At 67.9% G+C, this 23,745-nt stretch carries 22 protein-coding genes and 1 pseudogene; 20 read left to right on the top strand and 3 right to left on the bottom strand.

Annotated features, from left to right (window positions below; translation table 11 throughout):
- The 16 genes and pseudogenes from flhB (at window position 1) to F627_RS0106060 (ending at window position 15,287) form a co-directional block, all read left to right on the top strand.
- Window positions 1–1,152, top strand: coding sequence for a flagellar biosynthesis protein FlhB (flhB, locus tag F627_RS0106135; protein ID WP_019583573.1), 1,152 nt, complete (start codon window positions 1–3; stop codon window positions 1,150–1,152).
- Window positions 1,152–3,254, top strand: a complete 2,103-nt coding sequence (gene flhA, locus F627_RS0106130) for a flagellar biosynthesis protein FlhA (RefSeq protein WP_018866259.1) — start codon at window positions 1,152–1,154, stop codon at window positions 3,252–3,254. The genes flhB and flhA overlap by 1 nt, the downstream gene beginning before the upstream one ends.
- A 48-nt stretch (window positions 3,255–3,302) precedes the next feature.
- Window positions 3,303–4,410, top strand: a pseudogene (gene flhF / locus F627_RS0106125) (flagellar biosynthesis protein FlhF); the annotation flags it as partial.
- 168 nt (window positions 4,411–4,578) lie between these two features.
- Window positions 4,579–5,403 carry a MinD/ParA family protein gene (locus F627_RS0106120; protein WP_038028158.1) on the top strand — a complete coding sequence of 275 codons (825 nt, stop codon included), beginning with the start codon at window positions 4,579–4,581 and terminating at the stop codon, window positions 5,401–5,403.
- On the top strand, window positions 5,400–6,167 hold the full coding sequence (locus tag F627_RS0106115) for an RNA polymerase sigma factor FliA (protein ID WP_019583571.1): 768 nt from the start codon (window positions 5,400–5,402) through the stop codon (window positions 6,165–6,167). Before F627_RS0106120 ends, F627_RS0106115 begins: the two co-directional genes overlap by 4 nt.
- 41 nt (window positions 6,168–6,208) lie before the next feature.
- The gene (gene cheY, locus F627_RS0106110) at window positions 6,209–6,589 is read left to right on the top strand and encodes a chemotaxis response regulator CheY (protein ID WP_017942246.1); all 381 of its coding nucleotides are present in this window, start codon (window positions 6,209–6,211) and stop codon (window positions 6,587–6,589) included.
- A gap of 95 nt (window positions 6,590–6,684) precedes the next feature.
- The gene (locus F627_RS0106105; RefSeq protein ID WP_019583570.1) at window positions 6,685–7,449 is read left to right on the top strand and encodes a protein phosphatase CheZ; all 765 of its coding nucleotides are present in this window, start codon (window positions 6,685–6,687) and stop codon (window positions 7,447–7,449) included.
- Between the two features lie 45 nt (window positions 7,450–7,494).
- Entirely contained in the window at window positions 7,495–9,612 is a 2,118-nt protein-coding gene (locus F627_RS0106100; protein ID WP_019583569.1) for a chemotaxis protein CheA, read from the top strand.
- A 2-nt stretch (window positions 9,613–9,614) separates the two neighbouring features.
- Window positions 9,615–10,727, top strand: coding sequence for a chemotaxis response regulator protein-glutamate methylesterase (locus F627_RS0106095; protein ID WP_018866265.1), 1,113 nt, complete (start codon window positions 9,615–9,617; stop codon window positions 10,725–10,727).
- A gap of 1 nt (window position 10,728) precedes the next feature.
- The gene (locus F627_RS0106090; protein WP_018866266.1) at window positions 10,729–11,472 is read left to right on the top strand and encodes a flagellar motor protein; all 744 of its coding nucleotides are present in this window, start codon (window positions 10,729–10,731) and stop codon (window positions 11,470–11,472) included.
- 7 nt (window positions 11,473–11,479) lie between these two features.
- Window positions 11,480–12,382, top strand: a complete 903-nt coding sequence (gene motD / locus F627_RS0106085) for a flagellar motor protein MotD (protein ID WP_018879082.1) — start codon at window positions 11,480–11,482, stop codon at window positions 12,380–12,382.
- The gene (locus F627_RS0106080) at window positions 12,379–13,179 is read left to right on the top strand and encodes a ParA family protein (protein WP_018866268.1); all 801 of its coding nucleotides are present in this window, start codon (window positions 12,379–12,381) and stop codon (window positions 13,177–13,179) included. Before motD ends, F627_RS0106080 begins: the two co-directional genes overlap by 4 nt.
- A complete protein-coding gene (locus F627_RS0106075; protein WP_018875441.1) occupies window positions 13,176–13,877 on the top strand; it encodes a chemotaxis protein CheW in 702 nt (233 codons plus the stop codon). Before F627_RS0106080 ends, F627_RS0106075 begins: the two co-directional genes overlap by 4 nt.
- 128 nt (window positions 13,878–14,005) lie before the next feature.
- Window positions 14,006–14,464, top strand: coding sequence for a chemotaxis protein CheW (locus tag F627_RS0106070; protein WP_018866270.1), 459 nt, complete (start codon window positions 14,006–14,008; stop codon window positions 14,462–14,464).
- 63 nt (window positions 14,465–14,527) lie between these two features.
- A complete protein-coding gene (locus F627_RS0106065) occupies window positions 14,528–14,713 on the top strand; it encodes a hypothetical protein (RefSeq protein WP_018866271.1) in 186 nt (61 codons plus the stop codon).
- A 148-nt stretch (window positions 14,714–14,861) separates the two neighbouring features.
- Window positions 14,862–15,287: a DUF2802 domain-containing protein gene (locus F627_RS0106060; RefSeq protein WP_018866272.1), complete on the top strand. Its 426-nt coding sequence runs from the start codon at window positions 14,862–14,864 to the stop codon at window positions 15,285–15,287.
- On the opposite strand, the gene F627_RS0106055 is transcribed toward F627_RS0106060, so the two are convergent.
- A complete protein-coding gene (locus tag F627_RS0106055; protein WP_019583568.1) occupies window positions 15,282–15,641 on the bottom strand; it encodes an EscU/YscU/HrcU family type III secretion system export apparatus switch protein in 360 nt (119 codons plus the stop codon). The two genes, F627_RS0106060 and F627_RS0106055, sit on opposite strands and share 6 nt — an antisense overlap.
- Window positions 15,642–15,644: 3 nt before the next feature.
- On the bottom strand, window positions 15,645–16,709 hold the full coding sequence (locus tag F627_RS0106050; RefSeq protein WP_026280717.1) for a flagellar hook-length control protein FliK: 1,065 nt from the start codon (window positions 16,707–16,709) through the stop codon (window positions 15,645–15,647).
- Between the two features lie 360 nt (window positions 16,710–17,069).
- Between F627_RS0106050 and F627_RS0106045 the strand changes: the two genes are divergently transcribed.
- Window positions 17,070–17,561 carry a low molecular weight protein-tyrosine-phosphatase gene (locus F627_RS0106045; RefSeq protein ID WP_026279202.1) on the top strand — a complete coding sequence of 164 codons (492 nt, stop codon included), beginning with the start codon at window positions 17,070–17,072 and terminating at the stop codon, window positions 17,559–17,561.
- A gap of 127 nt (window positions 17,562–17,688) precedes the next feature.
- Here F627_RS0106045 and F627_RS0106040 read toward each other — a convergent pair whose 3' ends face one another.
- Entirely contained in the window at window positions 17,689–20,649 is a 2,961-nt protein-coding gene (locus F627_RS0106040) for an Rne/Rng family ribonuclease (protein ID WP_018866276.1), read from the bottom strand.
- A 435-nt stretch (window positions 20,650–21,084) separates the two neighbouring features.
- Here F627_RS0106040 and F627_RS0106035 point away from each other — a divergent pair, with 435 nt between their 5' ends.
- From F627_RS0106035 to F627_RS0106025, 3 genes are read left to right on the top strand one after another with little or no spacing between them, the layout of a single operon-like run.
- Window positions 21,085–22,068, top strand: coding sequence for an RluA family pseudouridine synthase (locus tag F627_RS0106035; RefSeq protein ID WP_019583567.1), 984 nt, complete (start codon window positions 21,085–21,087; stop codon window positions 22,066–22,068).
- Window positions 22,065–22,760 carry an HAD family hydrolase gene (locus F627_RS0106030; RefSeq protein WP_019583566.1) on the top strand — a complete coding sequence of 232 codons (696 nt, stop codon included), beginning with the start codon at window positions 22,065–22,067 and terminating at the stop codon, window positions 22,758–22,760. Before F627_RS0106035 ends, F627_RS0106030 begins: the two co-directional genes overlap by 4 nt.
- 13 nt (window positions 22,761–22,773) lie before the next feature.
- The gene (locus tag F627_RS0106025; protein WP_018866279.1) at window positions 22,774–23,739 is read left to right on the top strand and encodes a S49 family peptidase; all 966 of its coding nucleotides are present in this window, start codon (window positions 22,774–22,776) and stop codon (window positions 23,737–23,739) included.
- The last annotated feature ends 6 nt before the right edge of the window (window positions 23,740–23,745 follow it).

The raw sequence follows: 23,745 nt of genomic DNA, 5'->3' as shown, positions 1-23,745 counted from the left end.
ATGGCCGAGAACGAGAGCGGACAGGAAAAAACCGAAGAGCCCACTCCGAAACGCCTCCGCGAGGCGAAGGAGAAGGGCCAGGTCCCGCGTTCGCGCGAACTCAGCACCTTCCTGGTGCTGATGACCGCGGGGGCGTTCATGTTGATGTACGGCCCGAACATGGGCGCGCAACTCGCTGAACAGATGAGCAGTCGTCTCGATTTCGAGCCGGAACTGGCGTACGACTCCTCGCTGCTGCTGCCCTACCTGGCACAGGAACTCTTCCGCACCCTGCGGACCCTGTTTCCGCTGTTCGGTGTGCTGATCGTCGCGGCGGTGATGGCGCCGATCGTGATCGGGGGCGCGAACTTCTCCTGGAAGGCAGCGGCGCCGAAGGCCTCGAAGCTGAATCCCGGAAAGGGGCTCAAACGCATCTTCTCCTGGCAGGGGCTGATGGAGTTCGGCAAGACCTTCGCCAAGTTCGTGCTGATCTCCAGCGTCGCGGTCGCGGTGCTCGCCACCTTTTCCGATCGCCTGCTGATGCTGGGCTACGAGCCGATCCATCAGGGTATCGCGCATACCGCCCAGCTGGTGCTGGGGACCTTTATCGCGGTATCGGCCGCGCTAATCGTGGTGGCGGCCATCGATGCGCCGTTCCAGATGTGGAACCACCAGAAGCAGCTGCGCATGACCCGCCAGGAGGTCAAGGATGAATACAAGGAGACCGACGGCAAGCCGGAGGTCAAGCAGAAGGTCCGCCAGCTGCAGCAGGAGATGGCGCAGCGGCGGATGATGGAGGAGGTCCCGAAGGCCGACGTGATCATCACCAACCCGACCCATTACGCCGTGGCCATCGTCTACGAGGCCTCGCGCATGGCGGCGCCCAAGGTAGTGGCCAAGGGCGCCGACGAGGTCGCGGCCTCGATCCGTGCGGTCGCCGACGAACACGCGATCGTCCGCGTCGAGGCGCCGCGCGTCGCCCGCGCGATCTATTTCACCACGGACCTGAACCAGGAGATCCCCAACGGCCTGTTCGTCGCCGTCGCACGCATCCTGGCCTATGTCTACCAGCTCAAGCGGGCCGACGCCGACGCGCAGATGCCGGATGACCTGCCAGTGCCGGAGGATTACCTCGATCCGGACAAGCAGCGCGGCAAGCGGAGGGATCGCTGATGGCCTTCTTCGACCGCCTCGGGAACGTCGGCAAGTGGGGACTCGGCGCGCCGATCCTGCTGATCGCCATGCTGTCGATGATGGTGCTGCCGCTCCCGCCGCTGGCGCTGGACGTGCTGTTCACCTTCAATATCGCGCTTTCGCTGGTGGTGATCATGGTTGCGGTGTATACGCCGCGGCCGCTGGAATTCGCCGTGTTCCCGACCGTGTTGCTGGTCGCGACGCTGCTGCGCCTGGCGCTGAACATCGCGTCTACGCGGGTGATCCTGCTGGAAGGCCATACCGGGACCGACGCGGCGGGCAAGGTGATCCAGGCCTTCGGCGACTTCGTGGTGGGCGGCAACTACACCGTCGGCCTGGTGGTGTTCGCCATCCTGATCATCATCAACTTCGTGGTGGTGACCAAGGGCGCGGGGCGAGTCTCCGAGGTCAGCGCCCGCTTCACCCTGGATTCCATGCCCGGCAAGCAGATGGCGATCGACGCCGACCTGAACGCCGGCATCCTGACCCAGGAAGAGGCGCGCAAGCGCCGCGAGGAGATCGCCAGCGAGGCGGACTTCTATGGCTCCATGGACGGGGCCTCCAAGTTTGTTCGCGGTGACGCGATCGCCGGCATCCTGATCCTGTTCGTGAACATCATCGGCGGCCTGACCATCGGGGCCGTCCAGCACGGCATGACGATCGGCGATGCCGCGACCAATTACGTGCTACTGACCATCGGCGATGGTCTGGTCGCGCAGATCCCGTCGCTGGTGCTGTCCTCCGCGACCGCGATCATCGTGACCCGCGTGACCAGCAGCCAGGACATGGGGCAGCAGGTCTTCGGCCAGATGTTCTCCAACCCGCGCGTGCTGTACGTGGCCGGGGGTGTGATCGCCGCACTGGGGATCGTGCCGGGCATGCCCAATGCCGTGTTCCTGGGCCTGGCCGCGCTTATCTTCGGCGGGGCATACCTGCTCAAGCGCCAGGCCCGCGAGGCCGAGGTGGAGGTGGAGCGCATCCCGCAGGAGGACGAGGGCGGGGCCCGGTCCGAGGATCGCGACCTGACCTGGGAAGACGTGCCGCCGGTGGATCTGGTGTCGCTGGAGGTGGGCTATCGCCTGATCCCGCTGGTGGATCGCACCCAGGACGGCCAGCTGATGGGCCGGATCAAGGGCGTGCGGCGCAAGCTCTCGCAGGAGCTGGGATTCCTGCTGCAGCCGGTGCATATCCGCGACAACCTCGAACTGAGCCCGAATGCCTACCGCATCAGCCTGCTGGGCGTGACCGTGGCCGAGGCCGAGGTCTTCCCCGAGCGCGAACTGGCGATCAATCCGGGCGAGGTGTTCGGGACGGTGCCGGGCACGCCGACCAAGGACCCGACGTTCAATCTGGATGCGCTTTGGATCGACCCGGCGGACCGCGACCAGGCCCAGGGTGCCGGCTATACCGTGGTCGACTGCGCCACGGTGATCGCGACCCATCTGTCACAGGTGTTCCGCGAGAACGCGCATCGCCTGATCGGCCACGAGGAGGCGCAGCACCTGCTCGACCAGCTGGCGCGCCATTCGCCGAAGCTGGTGGAAAACCTGGTGCCCAAGACGCTGTCCCTGTCCATCGTGCTGAAGGTGCTGCAGAACCTGCTGGCCGAGCAAGTCTCGATCCGCGACCTGCGCACGATCGCCGAAACCCTGGCAGACGAGGGGGTCAAGAGTCAGGATCCCGGCACTTTGACCGCGGCGGTGCGGGTGGCCCTGGCGCGCTCGATCGTGCAGGACCTGGTGGGGCCGGAGGACGAGCTGCCCCTGATCGCGCTGGATCCGTCGTTGGAACAGCTCTTGCATAAGTCCCTGCAGGGGAGCTCGGGCGGCACGGTTGGACTGGAGCCCGGGCTGGCGGAGCGGCTGCAGCGCTCGGTGGCCGATGCGGCCCGCCGCCAGGAGACGGCCGGACAGCCGGCGGTCCTGGTGGTGGCACCGGAGATCCGCTCCTGGATCGCCGGGTGGCTGCGCGGCGCGGTCCGCAGTCTGACCGTGCTGGCCTTCACCGAGATTCCGGACAATCGCCGGATCCGGGTGGTCGCCACCGTCGGCCAGGAAGAGTCGCAGAAGCAGTCCGCCTGAACGACACGATGAAGGGTTCCGCCGCGCGAGCGGCGCAGGAGAAAAAGCATGAACGTCAGACGATATCGGGCCCGGGACATGCGTGACGCGATGCGCCAGGTGCGCGAGCAGCAGGGCGAGGACGCGGTCATCCTGTCCAGTCGCCGGGTCGACGGCTGGCTGGAGGTGGTCGCGGCGCTGGAGGACGGCGCAGCGTCGGAGCCGGTAGCCGCGCAGGACGCGCCCGCGACGAGCCGCGAAGCGAGCACAACCGCCCGGCCGGCTCGCGAGCGCGGCGCCGGTCAGGCCGCAGCGTCGTGGCCGGCCGACCCGGAGCTGACCGCCATGCGGCAGGAGCTGCGCGACCTGCGCAGCCTGATGACGCGCCAGTATGCGGAGAGCGAAGAGGCGCGCTGGGCGGCCCGCCACCCGCTGGCGGCGGAATGCAAGGCGCGCCTGATCGACCGCGGGTTCAGCGAGGCCCTGGCGCGCAGCCTGGCCGGAAGCATTCTCGATGACAGCTCGCCGGAACAGGCCTGGGAACGCCTGCGGGCACGGTTGTCGGGCGCGATTGCCACCCACCGACCGGACATCCTGGACGAGGGCGGCCTGCTGGCACTCGTCGGGCCCACCGGCGTTGGCAAGACCACCACGCTGGCCCGCATCGCGCTGCGCCAGATCCGCCGCATGGGCCCGGATTCGGTTACGCTGGTCACCCTGGACAGCCAGCGCATCGGGGCCACGCGCCAGTTGCAGGCCTTCGCCCAGATGGCGGGGATCTCGGTGCGGGTGCTGCAGAACGCGCGAGAGTTGCGCGAACTGGCGCGCCGCGTGGAGGATGGGCACCTGATCCTGGTGGATACGGCGGGACTGGCCCCGCGGGCAGTGGAGGACGAATCCTTGTTCGCGCACCTGCCGCCGGACATCCGGGCCGAGAGCTGGCTGGTGGTGTCGGCGACGACCCAGGGGAGCGCATTGCGGCGGGTGCTGGAGGCATTTCGCAAGGCGGAGCCCTCGGCGCTGGTGCTGACCAAGCTGGACGAGGCCGAGGAGCTGGGCGAGGTCCTGTCCGTACTGCTCGATCAGCACCTGGGGCTGGGGTTCGTCAGTGATGGCCAGCGTATTGCCGAGGACTTTCACCGGGTCGATACCGGGTATCTGACCCGACTGGCCCTGGAGGATGCCGCCGATGAACCCGGGGCAGCGGCCAATGCCCGCGAGACCTGGGCGGCCGAGCGCCTGGCGGAGATGGAACCGCCGCGACGCGCGCGCGCCCAGGCACGTCCGGCACGGGCGGCGGAGCCCGCCACGCTGGAACTGATTCAACCGGTCGGGAAGGGGCGCTATGCCACGCACTAACAAGCCGTTGAAGGTCATCGCGGTTGCCTCGGGCAAGGGCGGGGTGGGCAAGACCAACGTATCGGTGAACCTGTCGGTGGGCCTGGCCCGGCTCGGGCGCGAGGTCATGCTGTTCGACGCCGATCTGGGCCTGGCCAACGTGGACCTGCTGCTGGGGATGCGTCCCGAGCGCACGCTGCACGACCTGGTGACCGGTGATGTGGACAGCCTGGAGGATGTGCTCGTCCAGGGGCCGGACGGGGTAAAGGTGGTGCCTTCGGCTTCGGGGATCGCGGCGATGGCCAACCTGACGCCGGCCGAGCATGCCGGTCTGATCCATGCCTTCAGCGCCTATCGCAAACCCCTGGATGTGCTGATCGTGGACACCGCGGCCGGCCTGCAGGAATCCGTGACGTCGTTCTGCCGCGCGGTCCAGGAGACCCTGGTGGTGGTCTGCGACGAGCCCGCCTCGATTACCGACGCCTATGCCCTGATCAAGGTCCTGCACCGCGATCATGGCCTGCGTCGCTTCCGCATGGTGACGAACATGGTCGACGGCCGCGAAGGCGCCGAGCGACTGATGCAGAAGCTCAATACCGTCTGCGGCAACTACCTGCCGGAGGTGGTGCTCGACCTGGCCGGCTATATTCCGATGGACGATCACCTGCGCAAGGCGGTGCAGAAACGCGCGCCAGTGGTACAGCAGTACCCCGGGAGCCCGGCGGGGAAGGCCTTTGCCGAACTGGCACGGACCGTGGACCGCTGGCCGGTGGGGGGCGGTGACCACGGTGGCGTCGGGTTTTTCGTGGAACGGATGCTGCAGAGCGCATGATGACGACGCGTAATCGACTTTCCGGCTATCAGGCGACCTCCGCGGCCAGCGGCGGACACGAACAGCTGATTGCCGATCACGTCGAGCTGGTCCACCGCATCGCCCATCACCTGATGGCGCGGCTCCCCGCCTCGGTGCAGGTGGATGATCTGATTCAGGCGGGCATGATCGGGCTGCTCGAGGCGGCGCGCCAGTTCGAGGGCGGCCAGGGCGCGACCTTTGCCACCTACGCCGGCATCCGCATCCGTGGCGCGATGATCGACGAGCTGCGCCGCAGTGACTGGACACCGCGTTCGGTGCACCGCAACAGTCGGCGTATTGCCGCGGCGATCCAGACCGTCGAGGCGCGCGAGGGGCGGGCGGCGCGTGGCAGCGAGGTCGCCGCCGAGCTGGACGTGCCGATCGACCGGTACTACGAGATGCTGCAGGATCACGCCGGGGCCCACCTGTTCGCTTTGGACGACCTCGGCGGGGGTGACGACGGGGCTGATCGCGTGATCGAAGGGCAGGAGGTGTCGCCGGCCCGCACCCTCGAGGCCGGTGAGTTCCGTCAGGAACTGGCCGAAGCCCTCGGCGACCTCCCCGAACGCGAGCGGCTGGTGCTGTCGCTCTACTACATCGAAGAGCTCAACCTGCGCGAGATCGGTGCCGTGCTGGGCGTGACCGAGTCGCGCGTCAGCCAGATCCGAAGTCAGGCCACCATTCGACTGCGTGCCCGCCTGGGTTCGTGGCTCGAAGACGGTACGGCTTTGCAGTTATTCTAAAACCCACCCTACGAATCCCGGAGTGACGTGTGGACAAGGGAATGAAGATTCTCATCGTGGACGACTTTTCCACGATGCGGCGCATTATCAAGAACCTGTTGCGTGATCTTGGCTTCAACAATACCCAGGAAGCCGACGACGGCAGCACCGCGCTGCCGATGCTGCAGAACGGGGATTTCGACTTTCTGATCACCGACTGGAACATGCCCAACATGCCGGGGATCGACTTGCTGAAGGCCGTGCGCGCCGACCCGAACCTCAAGTCCATGCCGGTGCTGATGGTGACGGCGGAGGCCAAGCGCGACCAGATCGTCGAGGCGGCCGAGGCGGGCGTGAACGGCTACGTGGTCAAGCCGTTCACCGCCGAGACGCTGAAGGAAAAGATCGACAAGATCTTCGAACGCATTGAAGCACAGGGATAATCATGCGCCTGTGACCGATATGCCCGGCGCCCGTGGCACCGACCGCCGCGGGCGTTGTCCGAAACCTTCCGCGCCGTACCCGCAAGAGGCTTCTCATGACTGAACAGGAACACCCACCACGCGACGATCAGCTGGAGCTTGCGCGGCAGCTGGTCAAGACGCTGGAGGCGGGCGACGACACGGGCGCCCGGGCGCTGGTGCAGGATCTGGCACGCCCCTATGACCGCGAACTCTTCGACGAGCTGGGCAAGCTGACCCGTGATCTTCACGAGGCCCTGCAAAGCTTCCGCGGCGATTCGCGTCTGGTCGAACTGACCCAGGCGGAGATCCCGGACGCAAAGGAACGCCTGAATTACGTGGTCACGATGACCGAACAGGCGGCCCACGACACCATGAATGCCATCGAGTCGAGCCTGCCGATCGCGGAGTCGTTCAGCCAGCAGGCGGCCGACCTGACGGCGAAGTGGACGCGCTTTCGCAACCGCCAGCTCTCGGTGGAGGAGTTCCGGGACTTTGCCCGCGAGCTCGACACGTTCTTCGCGCAGGCGGGGGAAGACACCGAGGAGCTGCGCCGGCTGCTCTCCGAGGTGCTGATGGCACAGAGCTATCAGGACATTACCGGCCAGGTGATTCGCCGCGTGATCCAGCTGGTGACCGACCTGGAAGAGAACCTGGTGTCCCTGATCCGGCTCTCCAGTGGGCGCATGGAGCAGGTCGAGGCGGCCGAGGCGTCGCTTGAACAACGCGAGGCGGACCGCAAGGGTCACGGTCCCAGCGTGCCCAAGACTCAAGATTCCGCCGCGGATGTCGTTCAAGGACAGGACGAGGTGGACGATCTGCTATCGAGCCTGGGCTTCTAGGCAGTTCCCCTCATGCGAATGGCGCCACGCGACCGGAGAGACTGAATGGCCATCGACCCCAATGACGAAATCCTTCAGGACTTCCTGATCGAGGCCGGGGAACTGCTGGAGGGGCTCAACGAGCAACTCATCGACCTGGAACAGAATCCGGATGACCGGGATCTGCTGAATGCGGTCTTTCGTAGCTTCCATACCATCAAGGGCGGAGCCGGCTTCCTGAGCCTGGACCCCCTGGTGACCGTGTGCCATCACGCGGAGGACGTCTTCAACCTGCTGCGTAACGGTGAGCGGCGGGCGGACAGTCACCTGATGGACACCATGCTGCGGGTGCTGGATACCCTGAACGTGATGTTCGGGGACCTGCGCTCCGGCGTGGATCCCACGCCCGCCGAGGCCGACCTGGTGGAAAACCTCCGGCGCATGGCGAACAACGAGGACGTGGCGGCGGAGCCCGCCGCGCCGCCGCCCCCGGAACCCGAGCCGGAGCCAGAGCCCGAACCGCAAGCGGATACGGATGCGGAACCGGCGGCGGATGGCGACGCGATGGTCGGCGCCGATGACGAGATCACCGACGACGAATTCGAGGCCCTGCTCGACAGCCTGCACGGCGATCAGCCGCCGAAGCCCGTGGAGACGGGCTCCACCGCGGGCGATGCGGCCGGAGAAGAACCGGCTGCGGAGGATGCGAGTGGCTCCGGCGACCTGATCACCGACGACGAATTCGAGAACCTGCTGGACGAGCTGCAGGCCAAGGGCGCCGGGCCGGCCGCTACCGGGGCAGTCCCCAGCCCCGCAGACGACGAACCTGCGGAAGCCCCGTCGGCGAAGCCCGAACCGGCCGAAACGGAGAAGGCCGCCGCGCCCGCCGATACCCCTGCAGGAGTCCAGGGCGGTGGCGGCGCGCGTGCCGGCGGCGGGGGTGCCGAGGGGGGCGGCCGGGCAGCCCCGCAGGGCGAGACTTCCGTGCGCGTCGACACCGAGCGCCTGGACGAGATCATGAACCTGGTGGGCGAGCTGGTACTGGTGCGCAACCGGCTGAGCATGCTGCGCTCGCAGCATGTCGATGACGAGCTGGGCAAGGCGATCAGCTCCCTGGCCCTGGTGACCTCGGATCTGCAGACCTCGGTGATGAAGACCCGCATGCAGCCGGTGAAGAAGGTCTTCAACCGCTTCCCGCGCGTGATCCGCGATCTCTCCCGCAATCTGGGCAAGGAGATCGAGCTGGAGATCTTCGGCGAGGACACCGACCTCGACAAGAACCTGGTCGAGGCCCTGTCGGATCCGCTGGTGCACCTGGTCCGGAATGCCGTGGACCACGGCATCGAGACCCCCGAGGTACGCGAGGCGGCGGGCAAGCCGCGCAAGGGGACCGTAGTGCTGGGGGCCGCTCAGGAAGGCGATCACATCGCGCTGCTGATCAAGGACGACGGCGGCGGCATGGACCCGCAGGCCCTGCGGCGCAAGGCCGTGGAGAAAGGCCTGATGGAACCGGCCATGGCCGAGCGCATGACCGATCGCGAGGCCTTCAACGTGATCTTCATGGCCGGCTTCTCGACCAAGACCGAGATCTCCGACGTCTCCGGCCGCGGGGTCGGGATGGACGTGGTCAAGACCAAGATCTCGCAGCTCAACGGCACCATCGAGATCGACTCCGAGGTGGGCGTGGGCACCACGCTGCGGGTCAAGCTGCCCCTGACGCTGGCGATCCTGCCCGCGCTGATGGTGATCCTGGATGGCCGGCGCTTCGCCATCCCGCTGGCGTCGGTATCCGAGATCCTGGATCTGGACCTGACGAAGACGCATTACGTGGATGACCAGGAGGTCATCATCGTGCGCAAGCAGGCACTGCCGATTCACTACCTCAAGCGCTGGCTGAAGCCGGGCCACGAGCCCGAGCCGCGCAAGGACGCCCATGTGGTCGTGGTGCATACCGCCGATCGCAAGGTAGGTCTGGTGGTGGATGACCTGGTCGGTCAGGAAGAGGTCGTCATCAAGCCCCTTGGGCAGAATCTGCAGGGCGTGAAGGGCCTGGCGGGCGCCACGATTACCGGGGATGGCGGGATCGCGTTGATCCTGGATGTCTCGGATCTGGTGACCATCCTGATGCGGCAACTGCAGATGTCCGGCCGTCCCCGCCGCGCATCGCGCACGAGCGAGGGCTGAGGATGCCGATCAGGGTTCTGGTCGTCGACGACTCCGGGTTCTTTCGTCGGCGCATTGCGGAGATTCTGGATTCCGACTCGGGCATCGAGGTGGTCGGCTCGGCCGAGAACGGCGAGCAGGCGATCGCAAAGGTGCGCGAGCTCGACCCCGATGTCGTGACCATGGATATCGAGATGCCAGTGATGGACGGCATCACCGCGGTGCGCAAGATCATGGCCGAGAGTCCGCGGCCGATCCTGATGTTCTCCAGCCTGACTACCGAAGGCGCCCAGGCCACCCTGGATGCGCTGGAGGCCGGGGCGGTGGACTTCCTCCCCAAGCGGTTCAGCGACATGGCGGGCGACGAGGACAGCGCCCGCATGCTGCTGCGCCGCCGGGTGCGTTCGCTGTCGCGCAGCCGCGCGCGCTCGGCCAGCGCGCCGGGCACCAGCACACCGGCCCGCGAGTCGCGGCCGACCGCGCGGCGGGAAGAAGCCGACCGTCAGGCCGCAGACGCTGCCAAGCAACAGCCGCCGGTCGCGCGCACCCGGCCGCCAACACCCCTGCGGCAACTGCGGGCGGTCCTGATCGGGACTTCCACGGGGGGGCCGGTCGCCCTGCAGGAGGTGCTGAAACCGCTACCAGCCAGTTTCCCGTTGCCGATTGTGCTGGTCCAGCACATGCCGGCCAGCTTCACGCCGGCCTTTGCCGACCGGCTGAACGCGATGTGCAACATCGAGGTGCGCCAGGCGAAGGACGGCGATGCCCTGAAGCCGGGCGTGGCCCTGCTGGCCCCCGGGGGCATGCAGCTGACTCTGGAACGGGGCAGCCAGACCCATGTGCGCATCGCGGAGAGCCCGCTGGGCACGATCTACAAGCCAAGCGTGGACGCCGCATTCAGCTCCGCCGTGGATGCGCTGCGCGGACAGGTCCTCGCGGTCGTGCTGACCGGGATGGGTGCGGACGGTCGCGAGGGTGCGCGGGCGCTGAAAGGGGCCGGGGCGCAGGTCTGGTCGCAGGACGCGGCGACGTGCGTGGTCTACGGGATGCCGGCGGCGGTGGCAGAGGCCGGTTTGTCCGATCACGTCTATCCGCTGCCCGAGATCGGTCCCGCGCTGGTCAAGGGGTTCTGCTGACATGGATATCCTGAGCCTCATCGGGGTGACGCTGGGGCTGGTGGCCGTGCTCGGAGGCAGCATTGCCAAGGGCAGCGGCCTGGGCGCACTGTGGAATGCTGCGGCGTTCGTGATCGTGGTGCTGGGGACGCTGGGGGCGACCCTGGTGCAGGCGCGCCTGACGGTGTTCATGCACGGGATGCGGATCCTGCCGTGGGCCTTCAAGCCGCCGAAGATCGACAACCGGGCCATGGTCGAGCAGATCGTGGAATGGTCGCATGTGGCGCGCAAGGAAGGCCTGCTCGGGCTGGAGACCCTCGCCGACGAGGAGAGCGACGGCTTCGCTCGCAAGGGGCTGCAACTGCTGGTCGACGGTAGCGAGCCGCAGACCATCCGCCAGATCCTCGAGGCCGACCTCGACAACCGCGAGCACTTCGACATGCAGGGTGCGAAGGTGTTCGAGAGCATGGGCATCTATGCGCCGACCCTGGGTATCGTGGGGGCGGTCATGGGCCTGATGGCGGTGATGCAGAACCTGGCGGATCCGAGCAAGCTGGGGGCGGGGATCGCCGCGGCCTTCGTGGCGACCATCTACGGGATCGCCTCGGCCAACCTGCTGTTCCTTCCGCTGGCCAACAAGTTAAAGTCGATTATTCAGAACCGCTCGCAACACCAGCAAATGCTGATGGAAGGCCTGATCGCGATCGCCGAGGGCGAAAACCCGCGGAATATCGAAAGCAAGCTGAGTGGCTTCATCCACGAGTGAGGTCACCATGGCGCGACGCAAGCGGGCGGAGGAACATCAGAATCACGAAGCATGGGCCATTCCTTACGGGGACCTGGTCACGCTGCTGCTTGCGTTCTTCGTCGTGATGTACGCGATCTCGTCGGTGGATGATGGCAAATATCGCGTGCTGTCGGAGTCCCTGGTGGATGCCTTCCGGGCGCCCATGCAGGCGGAGCCGATTCAGGTGGGGGATCCCACCGTGGCACGCGACCGCACCCCGCAGGATCTCCGCGCACTGGTGCCGATCGAGGTCCAGCCGGGGCTGGTGGAGGACGGTCCGCAGCCCATCGACATGGCGCTGAGCGGGATGCTGGACGACAGCCCCGACGACGCCGGCATGCAGGCCTTTCTCGACGAACTGGCGGAGACCGCCCGCGAGATCGAACAGGCCATGGCGCAGTGGATCGACCAGGGCGACCTGCGCGTGACCCGGGAGGCCTACTGGCTGGAGATCGAGATCACCAGCCGCCTGCTGTTCCCGTCCGGGTCGGCGACGCTGAACCCGGAGGCCGAGGCGTTGTTGCAGGAAGTGGGGGGCATCCTGGCCCCGCGGGTGTCGCGCGTCCACGTGGAGGGGCACACCGACAACGTCCCCATCCAGACGGCGGTCTATCCTTCCAACTGGGAGCTCTCGTCGGGACGCGCCGCGGCGGTCGTCAGCGTGTTCGAGGAGACGGGTGTGGACCCCGAGAATCTGGTGGCCCTGGGGTATGGCGAACACCGACCGGTGGCCAGCAACGAAACGGCGGAGGGCCGTGCCGAGAATCGGCGCGTGTCCATCGTGGTCTTGCCCGGGGCGCGGCCACGCGCCGAGGGGGCGCAGGAACCGGAGCGCCTGCGCGAGGATCTTCCGCCCGCGCCGCTCCCGACGGATGGAGACACACCATGAAGGTCTGGGCGGTGGCAAACCAGAAGGGCGGGGTGGGCAAGACCACGACCACCGTAACGCTGGGCGGCCTACTCTCCGGTCCGGAGCAGCGTGTGCTGCTGGTGGATGTGGATCCGCATGGTTCGCTGACGGCCTATTTCGGCCACGATCCGGAAACCGCCACGCGCGGGGTATACGAACTGTTCAGCCAGTGCGCCGAAGGGGCCGACCCGGATCCCAACGGGTTGATCCGCGAGACCCGCTTCCCGGGGCTGGATCTGCTGACCGCGAGCACCGCCCTGGCCACTCTGGACCGCCAGCTCGGGACGCGCAGCGGCATGGGCCTGGTGCTGAGGCACGCGCTGGAGAAGGTCTCCGACCAGTATGACTACGTGCTGCTGGATTGCCCGCCGATGCTGGGTGTGCTGATGGTGAATGCGCTGGCGGCCTGCGACGAGCTGCTGGTGCCCGTACAGACGGAATTCCTCGCCCTGAAGGGGCTTGAACGGATGATCAATACCCTGAAAATGGTACAGAAGTCGCGCAAGGCCGAGCTGCAGTACCGGATCATCCCCACGCTTTTCGATCGCCGCACGCGCGCCGCGCACGAGGCCCTGGCCGAGCTGCGCCGGCTGTACGGGGACGACGTGTGGCCCGGGGTGATCCCGGTGGACACGAAGTTTCGGGATGCCTCCAGCGCCGGTCAGCCGCTGTGCTTCATGATCCCCGATGCACGCGGCGTGCTCGCATACTCGGACCTGCTGGAGGCGATCGGCGGACAGCTGTCCGAACCCCATGAACGGAGGCGGCGCGGATGAAGCGATCCACAGTCGACAACCTGGCCCTGAAGGCGGAACCGGACGCGCTGGACGACTATTTCGGCAGCCTGCTCGACGAACCGGAACCGGTGCGGACGCTGTTGCGTCAGGATCTGCTGGAGCCGCCCGCGCCGGTGGCGGAAGCCGTTCCGGAGGTCGACACTTCGACGTCGGTTGGGGAGCCGGAGGTAGCGCCTGCCGCGACACCGCCCGCACCGCCCGCACCGCCCGACGATCCGGCGGAGCGGGACTACCCGCGCCCCGAGGAGTCGTTCTCCGCCCTGGTGATCGAGGCCGGCAACCTGACGCTACTGGCGCCGCTCCACGCGCTGGGCGGTGTGGCCCCGCTGGATAGCCTGGAGGTGCGACCGACCCCGAATCACTCCGTCTGGTACCTTGGGCTGGCCGATACCAAACAGGGCCGGGTGCAGCTGATCGACCTGGCCGCGGTGGTGACGCCGGAGGACCGCGAATACGAGCCGGATACCGCCCGCCAGGTCGTGTTCCTGGCCGGCTCCCGCTTCGCCCTGGCCTGCCGGGCGATCCACGGGACCCGCGTGATCCAGCCGGATTCGCTGCGCTGGCGCAGCCACCGGCGGCGCCTGCCCTGGCTGGCCGGGGTGGAGCGCGAGAAGATGGCGACACTGCTGGATCTCGAGGCCCTGGACCAGACCCTCGACGAGGGCGGCTGGGACTGAAGCACCCCGCGCGGCATTCAAGCCTCGCGGCGAGCGGCCGATAACCCGGTCAGGACGACACCACAGGGCGAAACCCGCCTGCACGGAACATCGAGGACGACATGAGCAGCGCACAAGACGTAGAAGCCATGGCCAAGGCCGACACCGCTCCGTATGTGACCTTCAGCCTTGCGGAGGAAACCTACGCGATCGACGTCCTGCAGGTTCAGGAGGTCCTCAAGGTCACCGAGATCGCGCCGGTCCCCGGCGTTCCGGATTACATCCTCGGGATCATCAACCTGCGCGGCAATGTCGTGACCGTGATCGACGCGCGGCGGCGCATGGGGCTGGACGATCGCGAATCCGACGAGGCCTCGCGGATCGTGATCATCGACGTGGACAACCAGAACGTCGGGATCCTGGTGGACTCGGTATCCGAGGTCGTGCGGATCGCCCCGGACGCGGTCGAACCGGCGCCGGAGGTCGGCAACGATGACAGCAGCCGTTTCATCCAGGGGGTCACCAGCACCGAGGAGGGGCTGACCATCCTGGTGGACCTGAACAAGCTGCTGTCCGACGAGGAGTGGGCGCAACTGCGCGAACTGTAGCGCGGGCGTCGGGTCCAACTCCCTGAACAAGCGGGCCATTGGGCGCAAGCCGGGAGGTGAGCCATGGTCGACGAGTTTCAGCCGGATCGCACGGTCCGGCCCGTGCATACCACCGTTCCCGGTCGCCGTCTGAGCGACGATCACGACCGCGACCCGGTCTTTCGGCCCGCGGTGCGTCCGACCCAGCAGCGCCCGCCACGCAAGGAGGAACGCGGCAAGCGGCGGGGTCTGATCGACGATTACGCCTGAGACCTCCGTCCGCGCGCGCCGCTGCGAGAAATCCGCAAACCCGGGCTGATCGCGCTCCGGCAATCGCGCTGCGCTGGTCAGGCGCCCACGATTCACGCGACAATCACCGGGCCCGGTATTCAGGAGAGTGCGCGCAATGGGAGAGGGAATGGTGATCTGGCTGGTCGCGCTGATCGCGCTGCTGGCGACCATCGTGGCCGCATTTTCCGTCGGGCTGGTGATTCTGCTGCGGCGCCAGCTCGCCGCCCTGCGCCAGGACTATCAGCGCCAGGCGACCTCGGTGATGGCGTTGCAGGGGGCCATGAAGGCCCTGTCCGAGGGTGTAGCCACCCATGGCCAGGCCCAGGCCTCCGTGCAGCGGGCCCTGGAACGCCTGCATGACCAGCACAGCGAGTTGCGGGCCCGCGAAGGGGACAGCGGTGCCTACGAGCAGGCCATTCGTCTGATCCAGCAGGGCCTGGGGCGCGAAGAGGTGCGCCGGCGCTGCGGGCTCACATCCACCGAGCTCGACCTGCTCTTCAGCCTGCACGGGACCGGCACGGCGGCGCCAACGGGTTCTAGCGGGCGTTCATGATTCCGGCTCGGGCTCGCCGCCCGAGCGTCCCCGGTTGCGCGATGCATCCCGATAGTCATCGGGGGTAATGCCCGCCAGGAGAAAGACGAAGGCGAGAATCTCCGCCACCGCCACGTACAGTTCCTCCGGGATCTCGCTCCCGACGGGGATCTGCGCCAGCGCCTCGCTCAGCGCCGGGTCCTGATGCAGCGGGATGCCGTGCTCCTCGGCGATCCGCAGGATGGCCTCGGCGGTGGCTCCCGATCCACTGGCCGTGATCTTCGGCGCCCGGCGCCGATCCCATTCCAGCGCAACCGCCCGCTCGGGCGCCCCGTCGCGCCCGGCCTTTCGCTCTCCGGTGTCCCCGCGTGCCACCGTTCAGGCCTGCTCGTCGAGCATACGGTGGGTGCCCGGCGGCCGCGGCTCGGGGTCCACCTCGCCCTGGCGGACCGACAGCCCGGTGACCGTCAATTCGCGCTCGTCCAGACGTTCGCGCAGCCGGGGCAGTTCCTGCCGCAGGCGCGCGACCGTCTCGGGCTCGCTTGCGGTGAAGTGCACGTTGACGCCTGCTGTGCGGGCGCCCGCTGCCACGCGCATCGGTCCCAGGTCCCCGATATCCAGGGTCAGCACGATCGACCAGGGAGGATCCGGCTCCTCGTCAGTGGGCGACTCGCGCTGGATCTCGCCGAAGACGCCGTGGACGGCCTGCTCGCTGCGTAGCGGCAGCTCGAAGAACCAGCGGCTGTTCCCGGGTTCGTCGCTGGCGAAGGATTGCAGCGACTGGAGCTGCAGGGAGGTGACGCGCTTCAGCAAGCCTTCCAGCAGCCCCGTCAGCGCTGGCAGGGCGGGTGCGTTCGCTGGCGTCGCGGGGGCCGGCGGGGCCGCCGCGGGGCGGGATTCACTTCCCTGGCGGAGCTGATCGGCCGCGCGCAGCAACTGGGCCTTGAGATCGACGGCCAGGGGATGGGCCGGGCCCTGGCCCCGGGCCGCGAGCCCCAGCATGGCCTCCATCCAGAGCCCGGATTGCTGAACCTGCTGGCGCAGGCTTTCCGGCTGTGACAGTTGTGCCGGCGACGGGAGGAGGTCGACAAGACGCTGGAGCGCTGGCGGTAGAGGGGCCGCCGCTCCGGTGGCCTGCGTTGGCGCTTCGCCGCGTGGAGCTCCACCGGCGGGTGGTAGCAGCGCCTGCAGGGTAGGGCCCAACGGACGCGCCCCGGGGAGGTGCTGGCGGAGTTCCTGTCCCAGCCACTGCTGAGCGGGACTGGCCGACGGACCAAGCCCGGCGGGTCGCGGGCCGGCGCGGTCCAGCGTCAGGGGTAGCAGACGCACCTCCAGGCGCGGCTCGGTCCGGGTGATCTCGGCGAGCATCACCGGCGGGCCCGAGCCACCCGCGGGTCGATTCACCAGTGCATCGGGCAGGGCGCCGGCCAGTTGTGCCGTCACCAGCGCAGGGCTCGCCGTAGGTCGCGCTGCCGCTCCGGCTGTCCCCGCGGTGTTCGCACCGGCGGTATTCGCACTGGGTCCCAGACGCAGGCGCACGCTGCGATCCGGGAGGACATCCAGCACCCGAACCTCGATACGGGCCCCAACCTGGAGGCTTGTGGCTTCACGACTCCCGGCACCCCCGGTCAGGGTGCCGGGGGATGTCCAGCCGGGGATTCGCGGGCCGCCAAGGTCGACCATGACCACTTCCTGAGTTTAAAGGCTCAGCATCGCACACCGCGGGGCCGGGCATGAAACGAATCCGCCGGCGCATTCCGGTTTGGTATCCTGCGTGTTTTGATGATCGGGATGACGATGGAGATGGCGAAGATACGTGTACTGATGGTGTGTCTGGGCAACATCTGCCGTTCGCCCATGGCGCACGGGGTGTTCGCGGCGCGCATCCGCGAACACGGGCTGGAACACGCGATCGAGGTGGACTCGGCCGGGACCGCGGGCTATCACGTGGGTGCCAAGCCCGATCGCCGCGCAAGCCAGGAGGCGCGTTCGCGCGGCTACGACCTGGATGATCTGCGCGCACGCCAGCTGGAGCCGGAGGACTTCCTCGAGTTCGACTACATCCTGACCATGGACGACGCGAACTACCGCAACGCCGAGGCGATTCGTCCGCCCGAGGCGCGGGCCGAGTTGCTGCGGTTTCTGGACTTTGCCCCGCAGTTCGATGAACACGAAGTCCCGGATCCGTACTACGGCGGAGACGAGGGCTTCGTGCACGTCATGGATCTGGTGGAGGCGGCCGCCGACGGGCTTCTGGCCCACATCCGCGAGCGTCACACGCTGAAGGCCTCCTGAGCCGACCCCGGGACCGTAACGCCTGATCGCGATGATAGGAACGGGTCCGGGGATAGCGGAGCCGGACCCACAAAGAAAGGGCCCGCCGAAAGGCGGGCCCTTTTCGATTGGAACCGGCTGGTTCCGTTCAGTCGTTGCCCTTGCGCTCCGTGTCGCCGGCCGTGGTGTCGGCCGGTTCCGGGGCAGGCTTGGGCGTCGAGACGCGTTCGGCCTTGGCCTCGTCGGGCTTCGACGGGGCAGGGGCAGAGGATGCGGCGGCTTCGTCGCCGGACCGTTCCGGGGTCGGTTTCGAGCGCGCGCTCTTCGCCGTGGCCGGTGCCTCGGTCGATTCCTTCGGCGTAGCTTCGCCCGGGTCCGGGGTCGCTTCGCCGGCTCCCGTCTTCGCGGCACCACGCGGCCGACGCTTGGCCGGGGCCGGGCTGTCGGCCTCCGGTTTCGGTGCCGCCTCGGCACTGGGGGCGGGCGCGTTTTCCGACTTTTCCGGTTTCGCTGCGCCCTGGCTTTCGCTGGAGGCCGGGCTCACATCCCCGGTCGGGTCGGCATCGGCGCCAGGCTTGCGGCCGCGTCCACCGCGGGTACGACCCTTGGCTGACGGCGCATCCGCCACACTTTCATCGCTGTCCGCTTTCGCCGGTGTTCGCTCCGGTGCAGCGTCCGGCGAGGCGGGGGTCGATTCGGTTTGCGGCTGCCGACCGCCCCCTGACGGGGCGTCCCGGGGCTTCCCGGAGGCCGGGGCGGAATCGGCCGGAGTCGGCGCGTCCCGACCGGACTCGGTGGCGTCTGCATCCCCCGACGTGCTCTGGGTGCCATCGCCCCCGGTGTCGCCGGCATTGTCACCGGAGCGGCTACGGCCACCGCGACGACGGCCTCCACGGCGGGAGCGGCGGGACCGCGTACGCCCCTTGCTGCCGTCGTCCTCGTCGGATTTCTCGGGGCCCTTGCCCGCGGGGGCACCGCCGGTGTCGCCGGTCGCGGGTTGATCCTGATCTCGCGCAGGCGGCTTCTCCGCCGGCTTGCCGTTGCCCTTCTTGTCACCGGCGGTCTTGTCAGCAGTCTGGCCCTCGGGGCCCCGGCTCTCGGCCGCGGGTTTGGTCGCATCGCGGCCCGGACCCTTGTCGGCCTCGCTGTCCTTCTTGCCGCCGCGCCGCGAGCGACCCTTGCCGCCATCACCCTTGTCGGACCTGGCGTTATCGGACTTGGCGCCATCGGCCTTGTCGGGGCCGCCCTTGCGCCCATTGCTGCTGTCGCCGCGTTTGTCGCCGGACTTGCGGCTGCCGCTGTCGGCCTTTTTCCGGGAACCGCCGCGCGCGCCGCCACCCTTGCCGCCACGGTCGCGGCCGCCTTCCTTGCGACGACCTTCCGATTGTTCCTGGTCGGATGCGGGCGCGGCATTGGGGAACAGCGAGGACCAGATACGGGCAAAGAATCCCGGCTGTGTGACCGGCTCCGACGGTTCGGGGGCCATGGGTGCGGCTTCGCTGACGGGGGCGGGCCCGGTCATCTTGACACCCTGGACCAGCGGCTTCTCGACCTTGCTGCGGCGCTCCTGATGCGGATCGCTGTCGTCCTCGACGATCTCCACGAGTTCGTGCGAGCCGCGATCGCTGATGGTCTCCTCGCGTTCGTCACCGCGCACGCGACGGACCTCGAAGCGCGGGGTGAGGTACTGTGGGTTGGGGATGATGCTGATGTCGACCTGGTGGCGACCCTCGATGTCGGTGATCGACTCGCGTTTCTCGTTCAGCAGGAAGGTGCCCACGTCGACCGGGACCTGGGCCATGACGAGCCCGGTCCGGTCCTTCATGGCCTCTTCCTCGATCAGCCGCAGGATCGACAGCGCCAGGGATTCCACGCTGCGGATCTGGCCGTGGCCCTCGCAGCGCGGGCAGGTGTTCTGGCTGGATTCCCCAAGGGAGGAGCGCAGCCGCTGGCGCGACATCTCCAGCAGCCCGAAGCGGCTGATGCGTCCCACCTGGACCCGGGCGCGATCCATCTCCAGCGCCTCGCGCAGGCGGTTCTCGACCTCGCGCTGGTGCTTGTTGGCGTTCATGTCGATGAAATCGATCACGATCAGACCGCCCAGATCGCGGATGCGCAGCTGGCGCGCGACCTCTTCGGCCGCCTCCAGATTGGTGTGGAAGGCGGTCTCCTCGATGTCGCCGCCCTTGGTGGAACGGGCCGAGTTGACGTCGATGGAGATCAGGGCCTCGGTGTGATCGATCACCAGGGCACCGCCGGAGGGCAGGGTGACCTCGCGGTCGAACGCGCTCTCGATCTGGCTCTCGATCTGATAGCGGTTGAACAGCGGGACCGGGTCATCGTAGCGCTTGAGCTTGCGCAGGCTGTTCGGCATCACCAAGCGGACAAAGTCTTCCGCCTGCTGGTAGACCCCGTTGTCATCGATGATGACCTCGCCCACGTCGTTGCGCATGTGGTCGCGCAGGGCGCGGATGATGACGTTGCTTTCCTGATGGATGAGTGCCGGGGCCTTGGCCTTGTCCGCGGCCTCGGTCACGGCGGCCCACAGGGCGGTCATGTAGTCGAGGTCCCATTGCAGCTCCTCGGTGCTGCGCCCGACGCCGGCGGTACGGGCGATTACGCCCATGCCTTCCGGCATGTTGAGCCCGGAGAGGGCATCGCGCAGGGAGGCGCGATCCTCGCCTTCGATGCGGCGGGAGACGCCCCCCGCCTTCGGGTTGTTGGGCATCAGGACCAGGTAGCGGCCCGCGAGGCTGATGTAGGTCGTCAAGGCGGCGCCCTTGTTGCCGCGCTCTTCCTTCTCGACCTGGACCAGCAGTTCCGTGCCTTCCTTCAGGAATTCGCGGATCGGCTTGTCACTGTCGGCGGGGGCGCCAACGGCGGTATGGGCAATCTCCTTGAACGGGAGGAAGCCGTGGCGATCAGCCCCAAAGTTGACGAACGCGGCCTCCAGGCTCGGTTCGACTCGGGTGATCTTGGCCTTGTAGATATTGGCCTTCTTGCGCTCTCGCGAGGGCAGTTCGATATCCAGGTCGTACAGCCGCTGGCCGTCGACCATGGCGACACGCAGCTCTTCCGGCTGCGTGGCATTGATCAGGATGCGTTTCATGCAATGGACTCGGTAGGGCGTCCTGGCGTCCGGCGGGGAACCGCGGGACCCCGGGTGCGGCGATCGAGCGGCGGCACGGCAACGCTTGCGCACGCGTGCTCGCAGCGGCGGCGCGTAGCGAAAGCCAGCGCGCCAGCCAGGTGTTCACCAGCAACCACGGGATCAGTCGCCTGCTGGAGGCGGAGCCGGGGAGACAGGACTGGGTTAGAAGAAATAGCGTCACAGTGTCGCTTTGCGGCGATGGCCCTTCGACCGGGAGCTGTCGAAAGCTCGTGGGTCGAAGTGGCGGGTGATTCGAGGCGCGTTGCCGGCAACTCGCAGCAACGTACCGTGCGCCAATGTAGGGCATAACCCCCCGTATGGGCAAGTTTTTCCGGCCGCGGGAACGCCGCGTGCAGTAGCCCGGGAAGCGCCGCTCCGGTAGCATCCCGCGCCATGAATGCAAGGCGTGAACCCTCCGGCCCGCGCAGCTTCCGGGTCACCGAGCGTGGTGACGGGCAGCGGCTCGACAACTTTCTGCTCCGCGAACTCAAGGGCGTGCCCAAGGGGCTGATCTATCGCCTGGTACGCCAGGGCGCCGTGCGCGTCGACGGACGCCGGGCCAAGGCCCACAAACGCCTGGCGGCGGGCAACGAGGTTCGCGTGCCCGATCTCGATCGGCCGGAAGCGGCCGCCTCGGAGATCCCGCCGAAGGTGCTGGATCGACTGCGGCGGGCCATCATCCACGAGGATGACGACCTGCTGGTGCTGGACAAGCCCTCGGGCCTCGCCGTGCACGGCGGCAGCGGGCTGGCCTTCGGCATTATCGAGGCGATGCGCCAGTTGCGGCCGGATACGGAGCTCGAGCTGGGCCACCGCCTCGACCGCGAGACCAGCGGGTGCTTGTTGCTGGCGAAGAACCGCCCCGCGCTGCAGGACTTCCACGCCGCACTCCGCGAGGGCCGGGTGGAGAAGCGCTACCTGGCGTTGCTGGTGGGCCCGTTCCCGGGTGGCCAGCCCATCGAGTGTGATGCCCCGATCGCCAGCGGCCGCCAGGATGACGGCCGGCGCCGGATGCGCGCCGGCGGGGAGGCCGGGGATGACGGGCCACGGGCTCGTGCCGCCCAGAGTGTCTTTCAGCCGCTGGAGGTGCATGGCGCGTACCAGCTGGCGGAGGTGCGGATCGGAACGGGGCGCACGCACCAGATTCGCGTGCACGGCCAGGCGATTGGCCACCCGGTGGCGGGCGACCACGACTACGGCCTGCCGGATGCCAACCGCCACCTCCGCAAGCAGGGCCTGAAACGGCTGTTCCTGCATGCCCAGGCGCTGGCCTATCAGTCGGCGGACGGCGAGCGGCATGTGTTCTCCGCACCGCTACCGGACGAGCTGTGCGAGGTGCTGGCGCACCTGGATGCCGGCGCTGGGGACGACGCATGAGCATCCCGCTCCTGCCGCCCGGCGACGCGGACCTGCGTCTGATCGTATTCGACTGGGACGGGACCCTGATGGACTCGCCGCGCCGCATCGTCCACTGCCTGCAACGGGCAGCGGTCGCGACCGGCGCCCCGGAGCGCGACGAGGCCAGCCTGAGCAATATCATCGGGCTCGGGGTGCAGGCGGCGGTGCAGGAGCTGTACCCGGGCGCGGACGAGGCATTCGTTCACCAGTTCACCGCCGCCTACCGCGCCTGTTACCTGGAGGCTGAAGATGCCCCGGAGACCCCGCTGTTCGCCGGCGTGCCCGAGATCCTGAACTGGCTGGATGCGCGCGAGGTACTGCTGGGTGTGGCCACCAGCAAGTCACGCCGCGGCCTGGACCAGGCGCTGGAGGCAACCGGTCTGGCGGGCTACTTTGTGGCGACCGCCACCGGCGACGAACACCCGTCCAAGCCGAACCCGGCCATGCTCCGCTGCGTGATGGAGCGGGCGGGTGTGGAACCGGGGCGCACGCGCATGGTCGGTGATAGCGTTTATGATCTGGAAATGGCTCGCCATGCCGGTGTGCCCGCGGTGGGGATATCCCACGGCGTACATCCGCCACAGAGACTGCAGGGCGCCGAGCCGCTGGCCCTGCTGCCGAACCTGGCAGCGCTGCTGGAGGCCTTCCGGCAGGCCGAGCGTACAACCTGAACAAGGAACCACGATGGGCTGGGCAAACGAGAACAAACCGGGCTGGGAACGCGAGACCCTGGAGAAGCTGGTCCAGGCACAGGTGATCGAGCAGCGTCGGGCCCGGCGCTGGGGCATCTTCTTCAAGCTGCTGTTCTTCTTTTACCTGGTCGCACTGCTGATCCTGGTGCGCGGCGGCGACATGGGCCTTGCCGGCCTGTTCGAGACCGAGCGCGAGCCCTCCGAACACGTGGCGGTGGTGGAGGTCGAGGGTCTGATCGCCTCCAGCGCGGCGGCCAACGCCGAGGATATCGCCAAGGTCCTGAACGAGGCGTTCGAGGCCAAAGGTACCCAGGCGGTGATGCTGCGCATCAACAGCGGGGGCGGCAGCCCGGTGCAGGCCGCGAACGTGCACGACGAGATCCTGCGGCTGAAGGAGAAGCACCCGGATATCCCGGTGTATGCGGTCATCGGGGACGTGGGGGCCTCGGCCGCCTATTACATCGCCGTGGCCGCGGACGAGATCTATGCCAGCCAGGCCAGTATGGTCGGCTCCATCGGGGTCCGCATGGACAGCTTTGGACTGGTGGACCTGATCGACAACATCGGGGTGGAGCGCCGCCTGTTCACCGCGGGCGAGAACAAGGGGTTCCTGGACCCCTTCCTGCCGCTGGACGAGGGCCATGTGAACCACCTTGACGGCGTACTGCAGGGCGTGCACCAGCAGTTCGTGGACGTGGTGCGCACCGGGCGCGGCGATCGCCTCGTGGAGCGGGACGACCTGTTCAATGGCCTGATCTGGACCGGGGACCGGTCGGTGGAGCTGGGCCTGATCGACGGGCTGGGCACTGACCGGAGCGTGGCCCGGGACGTGATCGGCGTGGAGAAGCTGGTGGTGTTCAAGCCGCGCCGCAGCCCGCTGCAGTTGTTGTTCGAGGACCTCGGCATGGCCGCCTTCCAGCAGTGGATGACCTGGGAATCCACGCCGCAGTGGCGCTGACCGGCC

This window comes from Thioalkalivibrio sp. ALE16 (assembly GCF_000381305.1).
Taxonomy (GTDB): domain Bacteria; phylum Pseudomonadota; class Gammaproteobacteria; order Ectothiorhodospirales; family Ectothiorhodospiraceae; genus Thioalkalivibrio.
This window is presented reverse-complemented; position numbering and strand designations above follow the sequence as displayed.